Here is a 15,244-nt window from a genome sequence, read left to right as displayed (position 1 = left end):
TGTAGGGGGCATCTAAATACAACAGGAAAAAGCCTTGATTTACAAGGCTTTTTTGTGTATCTGTTCTACTTTTGGTCAACTAATGGATATCAACGGTATAATTTTATGAACACCCTTCCCAGACAGCTCTAATCTGATTGCACTCAAAATTTTTTAAAATTTAAAACAAAAGACTTGCTTTTCTTTTAATTTATGTTATACTTGTTCTTGTATCTGATACAAGTTTATTAAGAGAGGGATTCATATGGATACAAAATTCTCAGTTGCTTTGCATATCTTAACAATGATTAGTGAAAGCAAGGAAACCTTAAGTTCTCAAGCACTAGCTATTAGTGTTGGGACTAACGCTAGTTACATTCGAAAAGTGATTGCCTTATTGAAAAATGCAGATTTGATTCATTCCCAGCAAGGAAAAACAGGTTATCAACTCAGTAAGTCTCCAAAGAAAATGACTTTACTAGAGATCTACTATGCTACTCAAGAAATCAATCACATTAGTTTATTCCCTGTTCATCAAAATAGCAATCCTGATTGCCCTGTTGGAAAACATATCCAAGGAGCAGTTTCACCGCTTTTCGCTAGTGCCGAATCTCAATTAGAGAAGGAATTAGCAAATCAAACTTTAGAAGATGTCATTGACAATCTATATAAACAAGCTAAACAAGTCCGAAACTGATTTGATAACAAGTCAGTTTTTACTGGAAATAACATATACTTGTATCAGATACAGGTATAAAATCATATAGAAAAAGAAAAGAGAAATCACATGAAAGCCGCACAACACACTACTTATAACAAAAACAATATCACACTGAACATCACAGAAATCGCTAAACCAAGTATTACAGACAAACAAGTATTGGTGAAAGTCACCGCAGCCGGTGTTAATCCTCTCGATAACATGATCTCTCGTGGTGAGGTCAAGATGATTGTTCCTTACAAACTTCCTCAAACTGCAGGTAACGAGGTCGGTGGGATCGTTGAAAGCATTGGCAAGCAAGTTGACAACTTTCAGATAGGAGACCGTGTCTTTGGCCGTCTGCCACTTGATCATATCGGCGCCTTTGCAGAATACGTAGCTGTCGATAGCCAAGCCTTAGCCAAGGTTCCAGACTATCTATCAGACGAGGAGGCTGCTTCTGTTCCTCTTACTGCCTTGACCATTATACAGGCTCTTGAACTCATGGGCGCTCAAGCTGGGAAAACGATCTTTATTTCTGGTGGGACTGGTGGTGTCGGTGGAATGGCCATTCCAATTGCCAAGGCCAAAGGTTTGAAGGTCATCACCAATGGAGCTGGAGATAGTGCTGAGCGTGTTCTGAAACTAGGAGCAGATAGATTTATCGATTACAAAACAGAGGATTATACAAAAACTGTTAGCCAGGTTGATTATGTCCTCGATACACTTGGTGGGGCTGAAACTGAAAAACAAATGTCTATCATGAAAAAAGGTGGTCATCTTGTTTCCCTTCGTGCCATGCCAAACGGTGCCTTTGCCAAACGCATGAATCTACCAAAATGGAAACAGATGATTCTTGGCTTAGCAGGTCGCAAATTTGATAAGATGGCGGAAAAATATGGCGTCCACTATCATTTTATCTTTGTAGAAAGCAATGGCGCTCAATTACAAGAGGTAGCTGACCTCTTTAGTAAATTAGAAATCAAACCCTCTATCGATACAGTTTATCCATTTGAAGAGGTAAATAGCGCATTAGACAAGGTCGCTAATGGTCGCTCACGTGGAAAAACAGTCCTCAGCTTTAAGAAATAAAAAGGAAAACACAATGTCATATCTTACAACTAAAAATCAATACATCACGGTCGACGGGAACAAAATCGCTTATCGCGAACTTAGTAAAGGCAAATCAAAACTACCTCTTCTGATGCTGGTCCATTTGGCAGCAACTCTCGATAACTGGGATCCTAAACTCTTAGACTTGATTGCTGAAAAGCACCATGTCATTGTAGTCGATCTTCCTGGAGTAGGAGCCAGTCAGGGCAAAGTTGCTCCGACTATTCCTGGAATGGCTGAGCAGACAATTGACTTTGTAAAAGCGCTTGGTTACGATAAAATCAATCTTCTTGGCCTTTCTATGGGAGGTATGATTGCCCAAGAAATCATCCGAATCAAGCCTACTCTAGTGAACCGTTTGATTTTGGCTGGAACAGGACCTCGAGGTGGAAAAGAGGTCGATAAGGTCACAGGGAAAACCTTTAGTTATATGTTTAAAGCTGGACTCGAGCGCATCGATCCTAAACGCTATATCTTCTATAATCATGATGATCAAGGGAAAATTGAAGCCTTGAAAGTCCTAGGACGAATGGGTATGAGAACAAAGGAATTTGCGGATAAAGATATGAACCTATCAGGATTCCTAACTCAACTCAAAGCTATTAAACGTTGGGGGAAAGATTCGCAAGACGACCTAAAATTTATCATCCAACCAACCTTAATCGTCAACGGGGACAAGGATATGCAGGTTCCAACGGAAAATTCTTACGATATGCATGCAAAAATCGAAAATAGTAAGCTGATCATCTATCCAAATGCTGGTCACGGTTCGATCTTCCAATATGCAGAGGAGTTTTCAAAAAAAGTCATTGCTTTCTTGGAGGACTAAGATGGTCAAAACTATTCTGATTACAGGTGCTACTGACGGTATCGGTAAACATTTGGCAAAGAAATTGGCTAGTGAAGGGCATCATGTCATCCTCCATGGTCGAAATCCTCAAAAACTTGAGCTGGCGCTTCAAGAGGTTAGGACCGTTTCCTTGAGAGGCAGAGTTTCTAGCTACCTTGCAGATTTTTCAAAATTAGATGATGTTTATCGATTTGTAGAGGAAATCAAGAGAGAATTTCAAAGTATTGATGTCTTGTTTAACAATGCAGGCCTTTATGCTGGAAAAGAACGAAAAGCGAGTGCTGAAAATGTCGAGTTGACCTTTATGTTATCTGTTCTGGTTCCCTATATTTTAACAACTAAGCTAGGTCCCTTGTTAGAAAAAGCGTCTGACGGCCGTGTCATTAATACTTCTTCCTATATGCATCATTTTGCTAAGGTTAAGGATTTAGACTTTGGATTTGAGACGAACTACAATCCTGGTTTGGCCTACAATAATTCCAAACTTTACACTATTTGGATGACACGCTATCTAGCAAGGGATTTCTTTTTAAGAGGTTCAAATATCACCATCAATTCTTACCATCCTGGCTTAATTTCAACAAACTTAGGGAATTATTCCAGTGATGAAAAGACGAAAAAGTCTCTCTTCGGACGCTTGATGAAGTCATTTTCCAAAAATCTAGACGAGGGAATTGAAACAGGCTACTATCTTACATTATCAGAAGAAATCATTGGTTTGACTGGCTACTATTTTGATGATAAAACTGTCAAAACAGTTTCTGAAAAAGGGTATACACTTGAAAAAGCTCAAGATTTAACCAATTACTGTAATGATAAAATTAAGTTATTTAAACAGAAATATGTTGAGTTTGATTAAAAATTTAATACAAGAGGAAGACTGGACAGGAACTCAATTTCAGGAGAAAACGAAGTAAATCTTCCCACAATAAAACGCATAATATCAAGGTTGTTCAAACTGGATACTGTGCGTTTTTCAGATTTCAAAGACTTTTCCTAGCCACTTTTTTGCTTCTATCTCCCCTTTTTCATGATGTATTTTCGTATAGGTGTTTCAACCATTTGAACGATTTCAAATCCTTCTTTTTGATAGAGGTGCTTGGCTACTTGATTTGCCTCGAAGACATTTAGAGAGATACTGTCTATATCTCTATTTTCAAATGCTAAACTAACAAATTTCCTTAAAGCCTGGCTACCTAAGCCTTGCCCCTGTTTCTGAGGATTGATAAAAAATCTTCCAATATGAAGATTGCTGTCTTCTTGCCTGATTTTCTGGATAAGCCCCACAAACTCTTGTCCTTCAAAGATTGAAAAGATTCCTTCCAAGTCTTGAAAGACTTGAATTGTCAAGGGGAAAGGAATCATTGGTCCCATCCATTGTTCTTGAAAGGATTTTCCAAGGGAGTTGGACCATTGGCATACGAGCTGAGCGTTTTCTGTGCTCATCTTTTCTTCAAAACGAATTGTCATCTTGACCTCACTATCTTGTCTATGTTTCTTTATTATACTACTTCTACTATTTTTTACGAATAGATAAGTATGATTGATATTTATTTTTTTCTTGTCGGGAGCATTCTCGCTTCCTTTCTTGGTTTGCTCATCGACCGTTTTCCTGAGCAATCCATTATCCAACCTGCTAGTCACTGCGATTCCTGTCAGACTCGCTTGCGTCCCTTAGATTTGATTCCGATCCTCTCTCAGCTCTTCAATCGCTTTCGCTGTCGCTACTGCAAGGCACACTATCCTTTCTGGTATGCCCTCTTTGAATTGGGCTTGGGTGTCCTCTTTCTGGCTTGGTCATGGGGCTGGCTTTCCTTTGGTCAAGTCATCCTAATCACTGCTGGCTTGACCTTAGGCATCTACGACCTTCTCCATCAGGAATATCCCCTACTGGTCTGGCTGACTTTCCACCTAATCCTCATGTCTTTCTGTGGTTGGAATCCGATTATGGTCTTCTTCCTTGCCCTCGGAATCATGGCTCATTTTATCGATATCCGAATAGGCGCAGGAGATTTCCTCTTTCTAGCTTCTTGTTCTCTCATCTTTAGCGCGACAGAATTACTCATCTTGATCCAGTTTGCTTCTGCGGCAGGGATTTTAGCCTTTCTTTCGCAAAAGAAAAAGGAAAGACTTCCTTTTGTGCCTTTCCTCTTACTTGCTGCTTGCGTGATTATTTTTGGTAAGCTACTGCTTGTTTGATAAAGTCCTCAATTGGCTCTCCTTGGTGGAGAGCTTTTACAATTTTCGAACCGACGATAACACCATCTGACACCGCATTGAAGCGTTCTACGTCTTCTTGACTAGACACACCAAATCCTGTCAAGACTGGGATGTCAGCTACTTGATGCAATTGCGCCAGGTGCTTGTCCAAGTCTGCACGGTAATTTCCTGACTTCCCTGTCACCCCATTGATGGCAACAGCATAGACGAAGCCTTCTGCTCCCTTGATCAATTCTTTTTGTCGTTCAAGGCCTGTGGTCAAGCTAACTAGGGGAATCAAGGCCATGTCTGTATCTGCTAAAAATGGCTCTACAAAGTTGGCATGCTCATGAGGCAGGTCTGGGATAATCAAACCCTTAACGGCTGTATCTGCCAAATCTTTGACAAAGTTCTCAACACCATACTGAAAGAGGGGGTTGAAGTAGGTCATGATGACCAGTGGCACCTCAGTCTGAATGGTTTTCAAGGTTTCAACCAAAGCCTGGGTAGAAGTCCCATGAGCTAGACTGCGCAAACCTGCTTCTTCGATAACAGGGCCATCTGCAACAGGGTCTGAAAAGGGAATACCCACTTCAATGGCTGAAACACCCAAATCTTCTAAAAAGTGGATTGTTTCACCGAGACCATCCAAACCTTTCTCGTGGTCTCCAGCCATGATATAGGGAACGAAAATTCCTTTTCCAGCTGCTTTGATAGCATTCAATTTTTCTGTTAGTGTCTTAGGCATGGGCTTCTCCCTTCTTTGCTGCATCTGCTTCCAAGCGGTCTTTGACTTGAACCACATCCTTGTCCCCTCGTCCAGATAGGCAGACAATCATAGACTTGTCTGGTCCGAGGTCTTTGGCTAATTTCACTGCAAAGGCAATGGCATGGCTAGATTCCAAGGCTGGGATAATTCCTTCCACACGAGACAAGAGTTGGAATCCTTCCAAGGCTTCTTCGTCTGTCACAGGAACATAGCTGGCACGTTTAATATCGTGGTAGTGTGAATGTTCTGGACCGATACCAGGATAGTCCAAACCTGCTGAGATAGAGAAGGCTTCAAGAATTTGACCATGGGCATCTTGGAGCACATCCATGAGGGAACCGTGAAGAACACCTGGACGGCCCTTGGTCAAGGTAGCTGCGTGGTGCTCTGTATCCACACCAAGTCCTGCTGCTTCAGCCCCATACATGGCTACAGACTCATCTTCTACAAAGGGATGGAAGAGACCGATAGCATTAGAACCACCACCAACACAGGCTACTAGAGCATCTGGCAAGTCTTTCCCAGTCAATTCACGGTACTGTTGTTTGGCTTCGCGTCCGATAACACTTTGGAAGTCACGAACGATTTCTGGGAAAGGATGAGGCCCCAAGGCAGAACCAAGGATATAGTGGGTATCGTCGATATTTGCCACCCATGAACGGAGGGCTGCATTGACCGCATCCTTGAGCACGCGCGAACCATCTGTCACGGCCTCAACCTTAGCTCCCAAAAGCTCCATACGAAAGACATTAAGGGCTTGGCGTTTGACATCTTCCTCACCCATATAGATGGTACATTCCATGTTAAAGAGGGCCGCAGCTGTTGCAGTTGCCACACCGTGCTGACCAGCACCTGTTTCAGCGATAATTTTCTTTTTGCCCATGCGTTTAGCCAGAAGAACTTGTCCCAAGGCATTGTTAATCTTGTGGGCCCCTGTATGGTTAAGGTCTTCCCGTTTGAGATAAATCTTGGCTCCGCCAATATGCTGGGTCAAGTTTTTTGCGTAGTAAAGGGGAGTTTCACGACCTACGTACTGACGTAAGAGCTGGGTCAATTCCTCCTGGAAACTTGGGTCTGCCTGACTTTCACGGTAGGCCTTCTCCAACTCCAAAACTGCTGTCATCAATGTTTCTGGGACAAAACGTCCGCCGAATTTTCCGTAAAATCCATCTTTATTTGGTTCTTGATATGCCATTCTTTACCCTCTCTATAAATCTTCTAATCTTTTCATGATCTTTTTGTCCATCTGTCTCCACTCCGCTCGATACATCGACTGCATAGGGAGTAAAGTGTTGAATTGCTTTTACGACATTGTCTTCCTTAAGCCCACCTGCGATAAAGAAAGGCTGAGTTAGTCCAATCGTATCCAGTTGAGCCCAGTCAAAGGTCTGGCCACTCCCAGCCACAGGAGCATCAAAGAGTAGATAGTCTGCCTGAGAATTGGGCACATGACCCTCTCCATCCACCCGCACAGCCTGAATACTGGCACAAGGCAAATTCTCAAATAAATCATCTGCCACCTGACCGTGAACTTGAACCAAGTCTAGGCCAACTTTTTCAATCGCTTCTAGCAATTCTGCCCGACTTGGTGAAACAAATACACCAACCTTTTTGACATCTGCAGGAATAAGCTTTGCCAGCTCAGCAGCCTGATCCAAGGTCACCTGTCTTTTACTAGCTGCAAAGACAAAACCGATGTAGTCCGCCCCTGCTGAAACAGCTGTCTCCACCGCTTCTTTGGTCGATAATCCACAAATCTTAACCTTTGTCAATCTGCAACTCCTTGATTCTCTGGGCCACATCTTCTGCCTGCATAAGAGCTGTCCCTACCAAAATTCCGTTAAAGTATGGCGCTACTCGTTCCGCATCCTGCCCTGTGAAAATAGCAGATTCAGAAATGTACAAGCAATCATCTTTGAAATGTTTAGCCAAGTCTACACTGGTCTGCAAGTCAACTTCAAAGGTGGTCAAGTTGCGGTTATTAACCCCGATAATTTGAGCTCCAAGGCGGTGTGCTACCTCTAGTTCAGCTAGATTGTGGGTTTCCACTAAAACTTCCAGACCAAGCTCTGTCGCATAGTCATAAAGTTCCTTAAGGCGTTCTTCTGACAAGGCGGCCACAATGAGCAAGATAACTGTCGCACCTGCATTGCGAGCGCGGATGATTTGCTTTTCATCGATAATAAAGTCCTTGTTAAGCGTCGGAATCTGTACCTGACTGGAAATCTCCCGTAGATAATCCAAATGTCCTTTAAAGAAAACTTCATCTGTCAGAACAGAAATCATCACTGCTCCATTCGCTTCATAAGTCTGGGCCTGTTGCACAATATCCACATCTAGATTGATATCTCCCAGACTAGGGCTAGCCTTCTTGACCTCAGCGATTACCTGCAAGCGGTCCTGGTGTTGTTTTAGATAGTCAGCCAAGCGATAGGTCTGGCGCAGGGGCTGGATTTCCTCCAGCTCCATCTGCTCAACCTCACGCGCCTTCTGCTCCAAGATTCGTGCTAAAAATTCCTGACTCATTTTTGGTACTCCTGTAACAGTCTGAGTTTTTCAAGGGCCTTGCCACTAGCAATGACTTGACGAGCCAAGGCAACTCCATCCTTGATGCTATCAACCTTACCATTAGCATAGAAACCAAGACCAGCATTTAAGACTGTCGTTTCCAAGAATGGACTTGGTTCATTTTTAAGAACGCTAAGCAAAATTTCTGCATTTTCCTGAGCATTCCCTCCACGAATGTCTTCGATAGCATAGCCTTCCATTCCCAAATCCGCTGGAGTGAAGCTTGACAAGGTGATTTCGCCATTTTCCAGAAGAGCAATCTTGGTTGTTCCGTTCAAGCCGGCTTCATCCAAACCTTCTGGCCCAGCAACCACAATGGCACGTTTGCGACCCATATTTTTCAAAACCTGAGCTGTACTTTCTAGAAGTTCTGGACGACTAATTCCAAGAAGCTGTGTTTCCAAAGCCATTGGGTGAATCAGTGGACCCGTCAAGTTCATAATCGTTGGAATTCCCAACTCCAAACGAGCTGGCATGATATATTTCATAGCTGGGTGCATATTTTTAGCAAAGAGAAAGACGATGCCAGTTTTATCAAAGACCTTACCTAGTTCAGCTGGTTTGAGGTCTAGGTTGATGCCCAAAGCTTCGAGGACATCTGCAGAACCAGATTTAGAAGAAATCGAGCGATTACCGTGTTTGGCCATGTGAACACCGCCACCAGCCAAGACAAAGGCTGAGGTTGTGGAAATGTTAAAGCTGAAGGATTTGTCTCCACCTGTACCACAGTTGTCCATGGCATCATGAATTTCAGTTGGAATATGTTGGGCATGCCCTCTCATGACTTGGGCAATGGCTGTGCGTTCTTCAGGTGTTTCCCCCTTCATCTTAAGAGCCAAAAGGAGAGAAGCAATCTGCGCCTCCGTTACACGCCCAGTTACGATACGCTCAATGACATCCGTCATTTCCACACCTGATAAATTTTCAAATTTTGCTAGTTTTTCAATAATCTCTTTCATCCTAGTTTCCTCACTTTACAACCTTCTCGATAAAATTCCGAATAGAAGACAAGCCGTCTGGCGTTCCAATGCTCTCTGGATGGTACTGGAAGCCATAAATTGGTAGATTTTTGTGTTGAATTCCCATAATGGCATGGTCATCAGTTGAACGAGCTGTCACTTCGAAGTCTTCTGGCATCTCTTCAATTAAAATACTGTGGTAACGCATGACCGCACGGCCGTCCTCAATACCTTGATACAAAACAGATGGCGCTTCAAAGCTGATATTGCTCTGTTTCCCATGCATGACTTTTGGAGCCAAACCTAACTTACCACCAAAGACTTCTGCAATGGCTTGGTGACCCAAACAAATCCCTAAAATCGGCTTCTTGCCAGCAAAATCACGAATCATGTCTTCCATCTTTCCAGCATCAACTGGCCAACCAGGACCAGGAGAAAAGACCAGACCATCTGCTTTTTCAGCTTCTTCATACAGCTTGGGATCATCATTTCTCAAGACCTGCACTTCTGCAAAATTTCCAATGTACTGCGCCAAGTTATAGGTAAAAGAATCATAGTTATCAATCAATAAAATCATGGTCTTAGTTCTCCAATTCTAGTCATAGATTTAGCCTTGTTAATGGTTTCTTGGTATTCGTTTTGGGCAATGGAGTCATAGACAATCCCTGCCCCAGCCTGCACATAGGCTGTTTGATTTTTGAGAATCATAGTTCGGATGGCAATGGCGAAATCCATATCACCCGTCGCAGACAAGTAGCCGATTGCTCCTGCGTATACGCCTCGTTTTTCCGTTTCTAGTTCATAGATGCGTCTCATGGCCCGAATCTTTGGTGCTCCTGAAACTGTTCCAGCTGGAAGTGTAGATTTCAAGGCATCCATGGCAGTGAGTTCTGGAAGCAAACGCCCTTTCACCACGCTGGTCAAATGCATAACATAGCGGAAGAGCTCCACTTCCATATACTTGGTGACTTGGACACTGGCTGTTTCGGAGATGCGACCAATATCGTTACGCCCCAAGTCTACCAACATCCGATGTTCTGCTGTTTCCTTCTCATCAGAAAGCAGGTCAGTTGCCAAGGCCTTGTCTTCTTCATCCGTTGTTCCTCTTGGTCGTGTACCCGCAATCGGATTGGTTGTTACAACGCCATTTTTAACAGAAACCAAACTTTCAGGACTGGCACCGATGATTTGATAATCCCCAAAATCATAGAAATAAAGGTAATTGGATGGGTTGGTCACGCGGAGATTTCTGTAGAAGTCAAATGGATTTCCAGTAACCTCTGCTGAAAAACGCTGGCTGAGTACACATTGGAACATATCGCCATTACGAATCAAGTCGCGAGCTGTTTCCACCATTTCCTCAAACTTCTGAGGAACAATATGCGGTTTGAAGTCCAGCGGCGATAAATCCAAGTCTTCAAATTCATTTGAAGCGGGGATGCGTAATTCCTCCAGCACTTGATTCAAGGCTTTTTCCAAGTCTTCTTGACTACGCTCACTGTAAAGAGCATCCTCGATGACATGAATTTTTTCCTTCTTGTGGTCAAATACCATGTAGCTCTCATAAACAAAGAAATGCATGTCTGGCGTCCCAATGGTATCCTCAGGAATTTGACCAATTTCTTCATAGAGCGAAATCATATCGTAACCGACAAAGCCAATAGCTCCCCCACCAAAAGGTAGATCTGAATGGTGCTGGCTCTTATGAGTCACTTCATAAAGGAAATCCAAAGGATCCCGATCAATCACTTGACCATTTTGATAAAGGATCCCATTTTCAAACTTAATCTCAAAAACTGGATTATAGGCTAGGATAGAAAAACGAGCTGTTTCCTTGTCTCTCGGAATACTCTCTAAGATAACCTTGTGTTGCCCCTTTAGGCGCATATAAGCCAAGATTGGTGATAAGACATCTCCATGAATGATTCGTTCCATTGTATTTTCCCTTTCAGTTTCTTATTTTTAATTTTTTGTCTTTTTTCTATTTCCCTTAAATAGTGCGGACGGGAGCAACTTTCTCCGAAATTTCATCCCTAATTTTTGAGCCCCTCGCTCATTCATTTCTAGGCTCAGGCTAAAATAGTTCCCCGAACTTTTTTACTCTCAAAAATTCCGTTCTAGAGAAGCATCTTTGCTTCTCTAGAATACCACTATGGCGGGAAATAGCGGTTTAATGCTCACTTCGTTCGCAAATATTTTATAGAAATTTATCTAGTGATAAAGCATAATTTAAAACTGATAGCCATATCTACGATAAATATATAAAAATCCCCACGCAAAATAACTTGCGTGAGGACGAAATTCGCGGTGCCACCTCAATTATAGGATTTCTCCTATCTCTCATTCCTGTCTTAGAAAGATTCTGTAACAGGCTGTGCGATAAAGGGCACTCCCTTGAGAATTATGTTTTCTTCTCTCGTTTCAGATGGACCCAACCTTACAGCTTTCTCTGCTTGTTTTCAGCAACCACAAGCTCTCTGTGAGAGAAAAGACTGTAATTTTTCCATCTTTTATTTTTTAGCTTCTAGATAGTCTGCAATTGCAGCTACGTCCTTGTCTCCACGACCAGAGACATTGATGATGATAATGTCGTCTTTACTTAGTTTCGGTGCACGTTTAACTGCTTCTGCGATAGCGTGCGAACTTTCAATCGCTGGGATAATTCCTTCAGTCTTGCTGAGAAGGAGGAGAGCCTGAACAGCTTCTTCATCCGTCGCTGCAACATATTCCACGCGACCTGAATCTTTAAAGTAGGCATGTTCTGGGCCAACCCCTGGATAGTCCAATCCAGCTGAGATAGAGTAAACTGGAGCTAGCTCTCCATCTTCCTTAAAGACTGCATAAGTCTTCATGCCATCGACAATTCCGATACTACCTTTTGTCATAGTAGCTGCGTGCTTGTCTGTGTCAAGTCCATGACCAGCAGCTTCGACCCCAACCAATTTAACTTCTTCATCAGCCACATACTGAGAAAAAGCACCGATGGCATTAGAGCCACCACCTACACAGGCAATAACGTAGTCTGGTAAACGACCTTCTTTTTCTAAGATTTGACGGCGAGATTCTTCACTGATGACCTTTTAGAACTCATGAACAATGGTTGGATATGGGTGAGGTCCCACAGCAGATCCCAGAACATAAAAGGCTTCAAGGTCATTCATCCATGCTCCAAAGGCTGCATCAACAGCATCTTTGAGGGTACGAGTCCCTGTTTCAACTGCGTGAACAGTTGCTCCCATCATCTCCATACGGAAAACATTGAGACGTTGACGTTCCACATCCTCTGCTCCCATGTAGACATCACAGGCCATACCAAACTTAGCTGCAGCCGCTGCTGTCGCAACACCGTGCTGACCAGCTCCTGTTTCTGCAATTACTCGTTTTTTGCCCATGCGTTTAGCCAAAAGAATTTGTCCTAAAACGTTGTTGAGCTTGTGAGAACCAAGGTGGTTAAGGTCTTCACGCTTGAGATAAATCTTAGCGCCACCTAAGTGCTCTGTCAAACTTTCCGCAAAATAGAGCGGTGTTTCGCGACCTGAATAATCCTTTAAGTAATGGCGAAATTCTGCCAAAAACTCTGGATCATCCTTGTACTTGTCAAATGTCACTTCCAACTCATCCAACAAAGCCTGAATAGGCTCTGGTACAAAACTACCACCAAATTGTCCAAAATAACCTTTAGTTGTCATAAAATTTTTCCTCTTTCTGTATTGATTTCAAGATATGAAAAAGCCCACACACAGAAAATTACTCTGCGTGAGGGCGTTGGTAACGCGGTGCCACCTCAATTATAAAGGGACTATTCCCCTTTACATCTCTGCCTTGTCTAACAACAAGTTGCACTGTAAGGTGTGCGCACCGAATTTTCATTGTTTCAAATTCATTTTTAAAATCAGCCCACTTTCACTACTTCCAACCACCTGTTCACAATCACCACAGGCTCCCTGAAGATCAAAAATAGTTACTTTTCTGATTTGTTGAACTTATTTTAATACTTTGTTTTTTCTTTGTCAAGACTTTTTTACGATTTTTTTGATGAAGCTAGTACTTTTTCAGAAACTGTTTTGAAAGTCTCAATGATATAGTCCACTTCTTCATCGCTTAATTTAGTGTGAAGAGGGAGCGTAATTTCATTTTCAAAGAAGGCATAGGCCTTAGGATAATTCGCCATATCAAAGCCAAGATTCTTATAGGCTGTTAAGAGTGGAAGCGGTTTATAGTGTACGTTACTTGCAATTCCTGCTTTAGCCAATTCTTGAATGATGAGGTTGCGTTCTTCTAGGCTTGCTCCTTCTACATGGGTGATGTAGAGGTGGCGTGAAGATTCTACACTATCAGTCTTGTGTGCCAAAGGATGGATGCGAGAACCTGCAAAGCCACGATCATAGCGATCCACGATATCCTTACGACGTTGCAACAAACTTGGATAGCGGTCCAATTGTACCAAACCAAGCGATGCCATGATATCGGTCATGTTGCACTTGTAGGCTGGTGTGACGATATCGTATTCCCATGAACCCAGTTGCATCTTGGCAAGAGCATCCTTAGTTTGCCCGTGAAGGGAAAGAATTTGAAATTCCTTGTACATCTCTTCGTCGTCAATCGCTGGATTAGATTTCCAAGTGGCACTTCCACCCTCTGCAGTTGTAAAGTTCTTAACCGCATGGAATGAGAAGGAAGTAAAGTCAGCGATAGAACCAGCTGGTTGACCCTTGTAATTTGATCCCAAAGCGTGGGCACTATCAGAGACAATCACAATACGGTTAAAGGCCTGTTGCCACTTGCTTGAAGCGGTAAAGAGGTCACGTTTTTTCTCCACGACTTGGAACAAACGGTCATAGTCGCAAACAATCCCTGCAAGTTCTACTGGGATGATCACCTTGGTCTTTTCAGTAATGGCTTGCTCCAGCAGGTCATAGTCCATTTCAAACGTATCTGCTTGGATATCCACCATGACAGGGGTCGCTCCTACGTGAGTGATGACACTACATGAAGCTGTATAAGTCATAGCTGGAACGATGACTTCATCTCCAGAACCCACTTCCAAAACACGCAAAATCAACTCAAGCGCGGCAGTCGCAGAGTTAAGACAGACAGTCTTGGGCGTCTGTGTGTATTGAGACAAGCGACGCTCCAGTTCTTTTGTCTTAGGACCTGTTGTAATCCAACCAGAACGCAGGGTATCCGCTACTTCAGCAATTTCAGCTTCCGTAATATCGGGTGGTGAAAATGGAATATTGTAATTTGGCATTGATTTGCTCCTTTTATCTGTACTCATTTTCTTATGACTACTTTATTTTAGCACTTCAAACACGGTTTGAAACATGATTTTGATGTCTCCAAGGAAACTAAACTCTCGGAGATAGGCGAGGTTATAGCGCATCTTTTCAGGAAGGACATGTTCGACATAGGCTTGGTCAACTGATAAACCTTTCTCCGTCATTTGACTGATGATAGTGTCCTCATCCTTGTAGTGAATGCTGGCTGGAGAGGTAATCCCTGCTGGTAAGAGCAAGGTCGCCATCATTTCAGGGCTATACTGCTCTGTGTAGCGTGGCACTTCAGGTCGTGTACCGACAAAAGACATCTCACCTTTCAGGACATTGACCAACTGAGGCAGTTCGTCCAAACGCACACGGCGGATGAAATTACCAACCTTGGTAATGCGGCTATCGTTAGCAGAAGTCACTAGACTTCCTTTTTTGTCCGCATTCGTCACCATGGTACGGAACTTCCAAATCTTGAAAGGTTGATTGTACTGGGTCACGCGCTCTTGCTTGTAAATAACTGGCCCCTTGCTATCCAACTTGATCCAAATGCTCAAAATGAGAAAGATGGGAGAGGTCAGAACCAGTACAACCAAGGCCAAAATCCAGTCCAAACAACGCTTGAAAATCAGCGAACCCTTCCTTTTAGAGACAAGCTGGTAGTAAGACTCAACCTCGCTTGATTTCATTTCCACGGGCAAGTCTTCCCATTTCAGCATGCTGTTTCTCCTTTGTTTTTATTATACTATTTGTCAACATTTTTCATTATACCACAAAATGGAAAAGGCGGTGAAAGAAATCTGTAATTTAAAGGATTTCCTTCTTACACTCAATGAAAAT

15 protein-coding genes, 1 pseudogene and 2 other annotated features are annotated in these 15,244 nt (G+C 42.8%); of the genes and pseudogenes, 5 read left to right on the top strand and 11 right to left on the bottom strand.

Translation table 11 applies throughout. The annotated features are described in order from the left end of the window. Nucleotides 1–244: 244 nt before the first annotated feature. The 4 genes from ADG81_RS08680 to ADG81_RS08665 all read left to right on the top strand — a co-directional run bounded on the left by ADG81_RS08680 (nt 245) and on the right by ADG81_RS08665 (nt 3,501). Complete coding sequence (locus ADG81_RS08680) at nt 245–676, top strand: Rrf2 family transcriptional regulator (protein ID WP_000379854.1); 432 nt, start codon at nt 245–247, stop codon at nt 674–676. A gap of 90 nt (nt 677–766) precedes the next feature. Then, nucleotides 767–1,771 (top strand): NADP-dependent oxidoreductase, encoded by a 1,005-nt coding sequence (locus ADG81_RS08675; protein ID WP_024056548.1) that lies wholly within the window; start codon nt 767–769, stop codon nt 1,769–1,771. 13 nt (nt 1,772–1,784) lie between these two features. After that, nucleotides 1,785–2,621 carry an alpha/beta fold hydrolase gene (locus ADG81_RS08670; protein ID WP_024056549.1) on the top strand — a complete coding sequence of 279 codons (837 nt, stop codon included), beginning with the start codon at nt 1,785–1,787 and terminating at the stop codon, nt 2,619–2,621. A gap of 1 nt (nt 2,622) precedes the next feature. Next, entirely contained in the window at nt 2,623–3,501 is an 879-nt protein-coding gene (locus tag ADG81_RS08665; RefSeq protein WP_033584329.1) for an SDR family NAD(P)-dependent oxidoreductase, read from the top strand. Between the two features lie 155 nt (nt 3,502–3,656). Here the strand turns inward: ADG81_RS08665 and ADG81_RS08655 are convergent, their stop codons facing one another. Further along, nucleotides 3,657–4,112, bottom strand: a complete 456-nt coding sequence (locus ADG81_RS08655; RefSeq protein ID WP_049551476.1) for a GNAT family N-acetyltransferase — start codon at nt 4,110–4,112, stop codon at nt 3,657–3,659. Between the two features lie 69 nt (nt 4,113–4,181). On the opposite strand from ADG81_RS08655, the gene ADG81_RS08650 reads away from it, so the two are divergent. Next, nucleotides 4,182–4,841, top strand: coding sequence for a prepilin peptidase (locus ADG81_RS08650; RefSeq protein WP_049551475.1), 660 nt, complete (start codon nt 4,182–4,184; stop codon nt 4,839–4,841). Here the strand turns inward: ADG81_RS08650 and trpA are convergent. From trpA to ADG81_RS08595, 10 genes and pseudogenes are all read right to left on the bottom strand, one after another. Continuing rightward, nucleotides 4,813–5,589: a tryptophan synthase subunit alpha gene (trpA, locus tag ADG81_RS08645; RefSeq protein ID WP_001127017.1), complete on the bottom strand. Its 777-nt coding sequence runs from the start codon at nt 5,587–5,589 to the stop codon at nt 4,813–4,815. The genes ADG81_RS08650 and trpA overlap by 29 nt on opposite strands. Beyond that, entirely contained in the window at nt 5,582–6,805 is a 1,224-nt protein-coding gene (gene trpB / locus ADG81_RS08640) for a tryptophan synthase subunit beta (RefSeq protein ID WP_049551474.1), read from the bottom strand. Before trpB (ADG81_RS08640) ends, trpA begins: the two co-directional genes overlap by 8 nt. Further along, nucleotides 6,783–7,382: a phosphoribosylanthranilate isomerase gene (locus tag ADG81_RS08635; RefSeq protein ID WP_049516383.1), complete on the bottom strand. Its 600-nt coding sequence runs from the start codon at nt 7,380–7,382 to the stop codon at nt 6,783–6,785. Before ADG81_RS08635 ends, trpB (ADG81_RS08640) begins: the two co-directional genes overlap by 23 nt. Then, a complete protein-coding gene (trpC, locus tag ADG81_RS08630) occupies nt 7,369–8,136 on the bottom strand; it encodes an indole-3-glycerol phosphate synthase TrpC (RefSeq protein ID WP_049551473.1) in 768 nt (255 codons plus the stop codon). Before trpC ends, ADG81_RS08635 begins: the two co-directional genes overlap by 14 nt. Next, nucleotides 8,133–9,137: an anthranilate phosphoribosyltransferase gene (trpD, locus tag ADG81_RS08625; RefSeq protein WP_049516387.1), complete on the bottom strand. Its 1,005-nt coding sequence runs from the start codon at nt 9,135–9,137 to the stop codon at nt 8,133–8,135. Before trpD ends, trpC begins: the two co-directional genes overlap by 4 nt. A 10-nt stretch (nt 9,138–9,147) precedes the next feature. Next, the gene (locus ADG81_RS08620; RefSeq protein WP_049551472.1) at nt 9,148–9,714 is read right to left on the bottom strand and encodes an aminodeoxychorismate/anthranilate synthase component II; all 567 of its coding nucleotides are present in this window, start codon (nt 9,712–9,714) and stop codon (nt 9,148–9,150) included. Beyond that, complete coding sequence (gene trpE / locus ADG81_RS08615; RefSeq protein ID WP_049551471.1) at nt 9,711–11,072, bottom strand: anthranilate synthase component I; 1,362 nt, start codon at nt 11,070–11,072, stop codon at nt 9,711–9,713. Before trpE ends, ADG81_RS08620 begins: the two co-directional genes overlap by 4 nt. A 353-nt stretch (nt 11,073–11,425) precedes the next feature. After that, nucleotides 11,426–11,651 (bottom strand) — a binding site (T-box leader). Continuing rightward, nucleotides 11,648–12,826, bottom strand: a pseudogene (gene trpB, locus ADG81_RS08605) (tryptophan synthase subunit beta). It overlaps the preceding feature by 4 nt. A gap of 66 nt (nt 12,827–12,892) precedes the next feature. Continuing rightward, nucleotides 12,893–13,118 (bottom strand) — a binding site (T-box leader). Between the two features lie 40 nt (nt 13,119–13,158). Continuing rightward, the gene (locus ADG81_RS08600; RefSeq protein WP_049551470.1) at nt 13,159–14,388 is read right to left on the bottom strand and encodes a DegT/DnrJ/EryC1/StrS family aminotransferase; all 1,230 of its coding nucleotides are present in this window, start codon (nt 14,386–14,388) and stop codon (nt 13,159–13,161) included. Between the two features lie 42 nt (nt 14,389–14,430). Then, a complete protein-coding gene (locus tag ADG81_RS08595; protein ID WP_049551469.1) occupies nt 14,431–15,123 on the bottom strand; it encodes a sugar transferase in 693 nt (230 codons plus the stop codon). Nucleotides 15,124–15,244: the final 121 nt, after the last annotated feature.

It is taken from the genome of Streptococcus pseudopneumoniae, from assembly GCF_001070815.1.
Taxonomy (GTDB): Bacteria; Bacillota; Bacilli; order Lactobacillales; family Streptococcaceae; genus Streptococcus; species Streptococcus pseudopneumoniae_P.
Note: the sequence above shows the minus strand (reverse complement) of the source record. Positions and strands in the feature narration are given on the sequence as shown.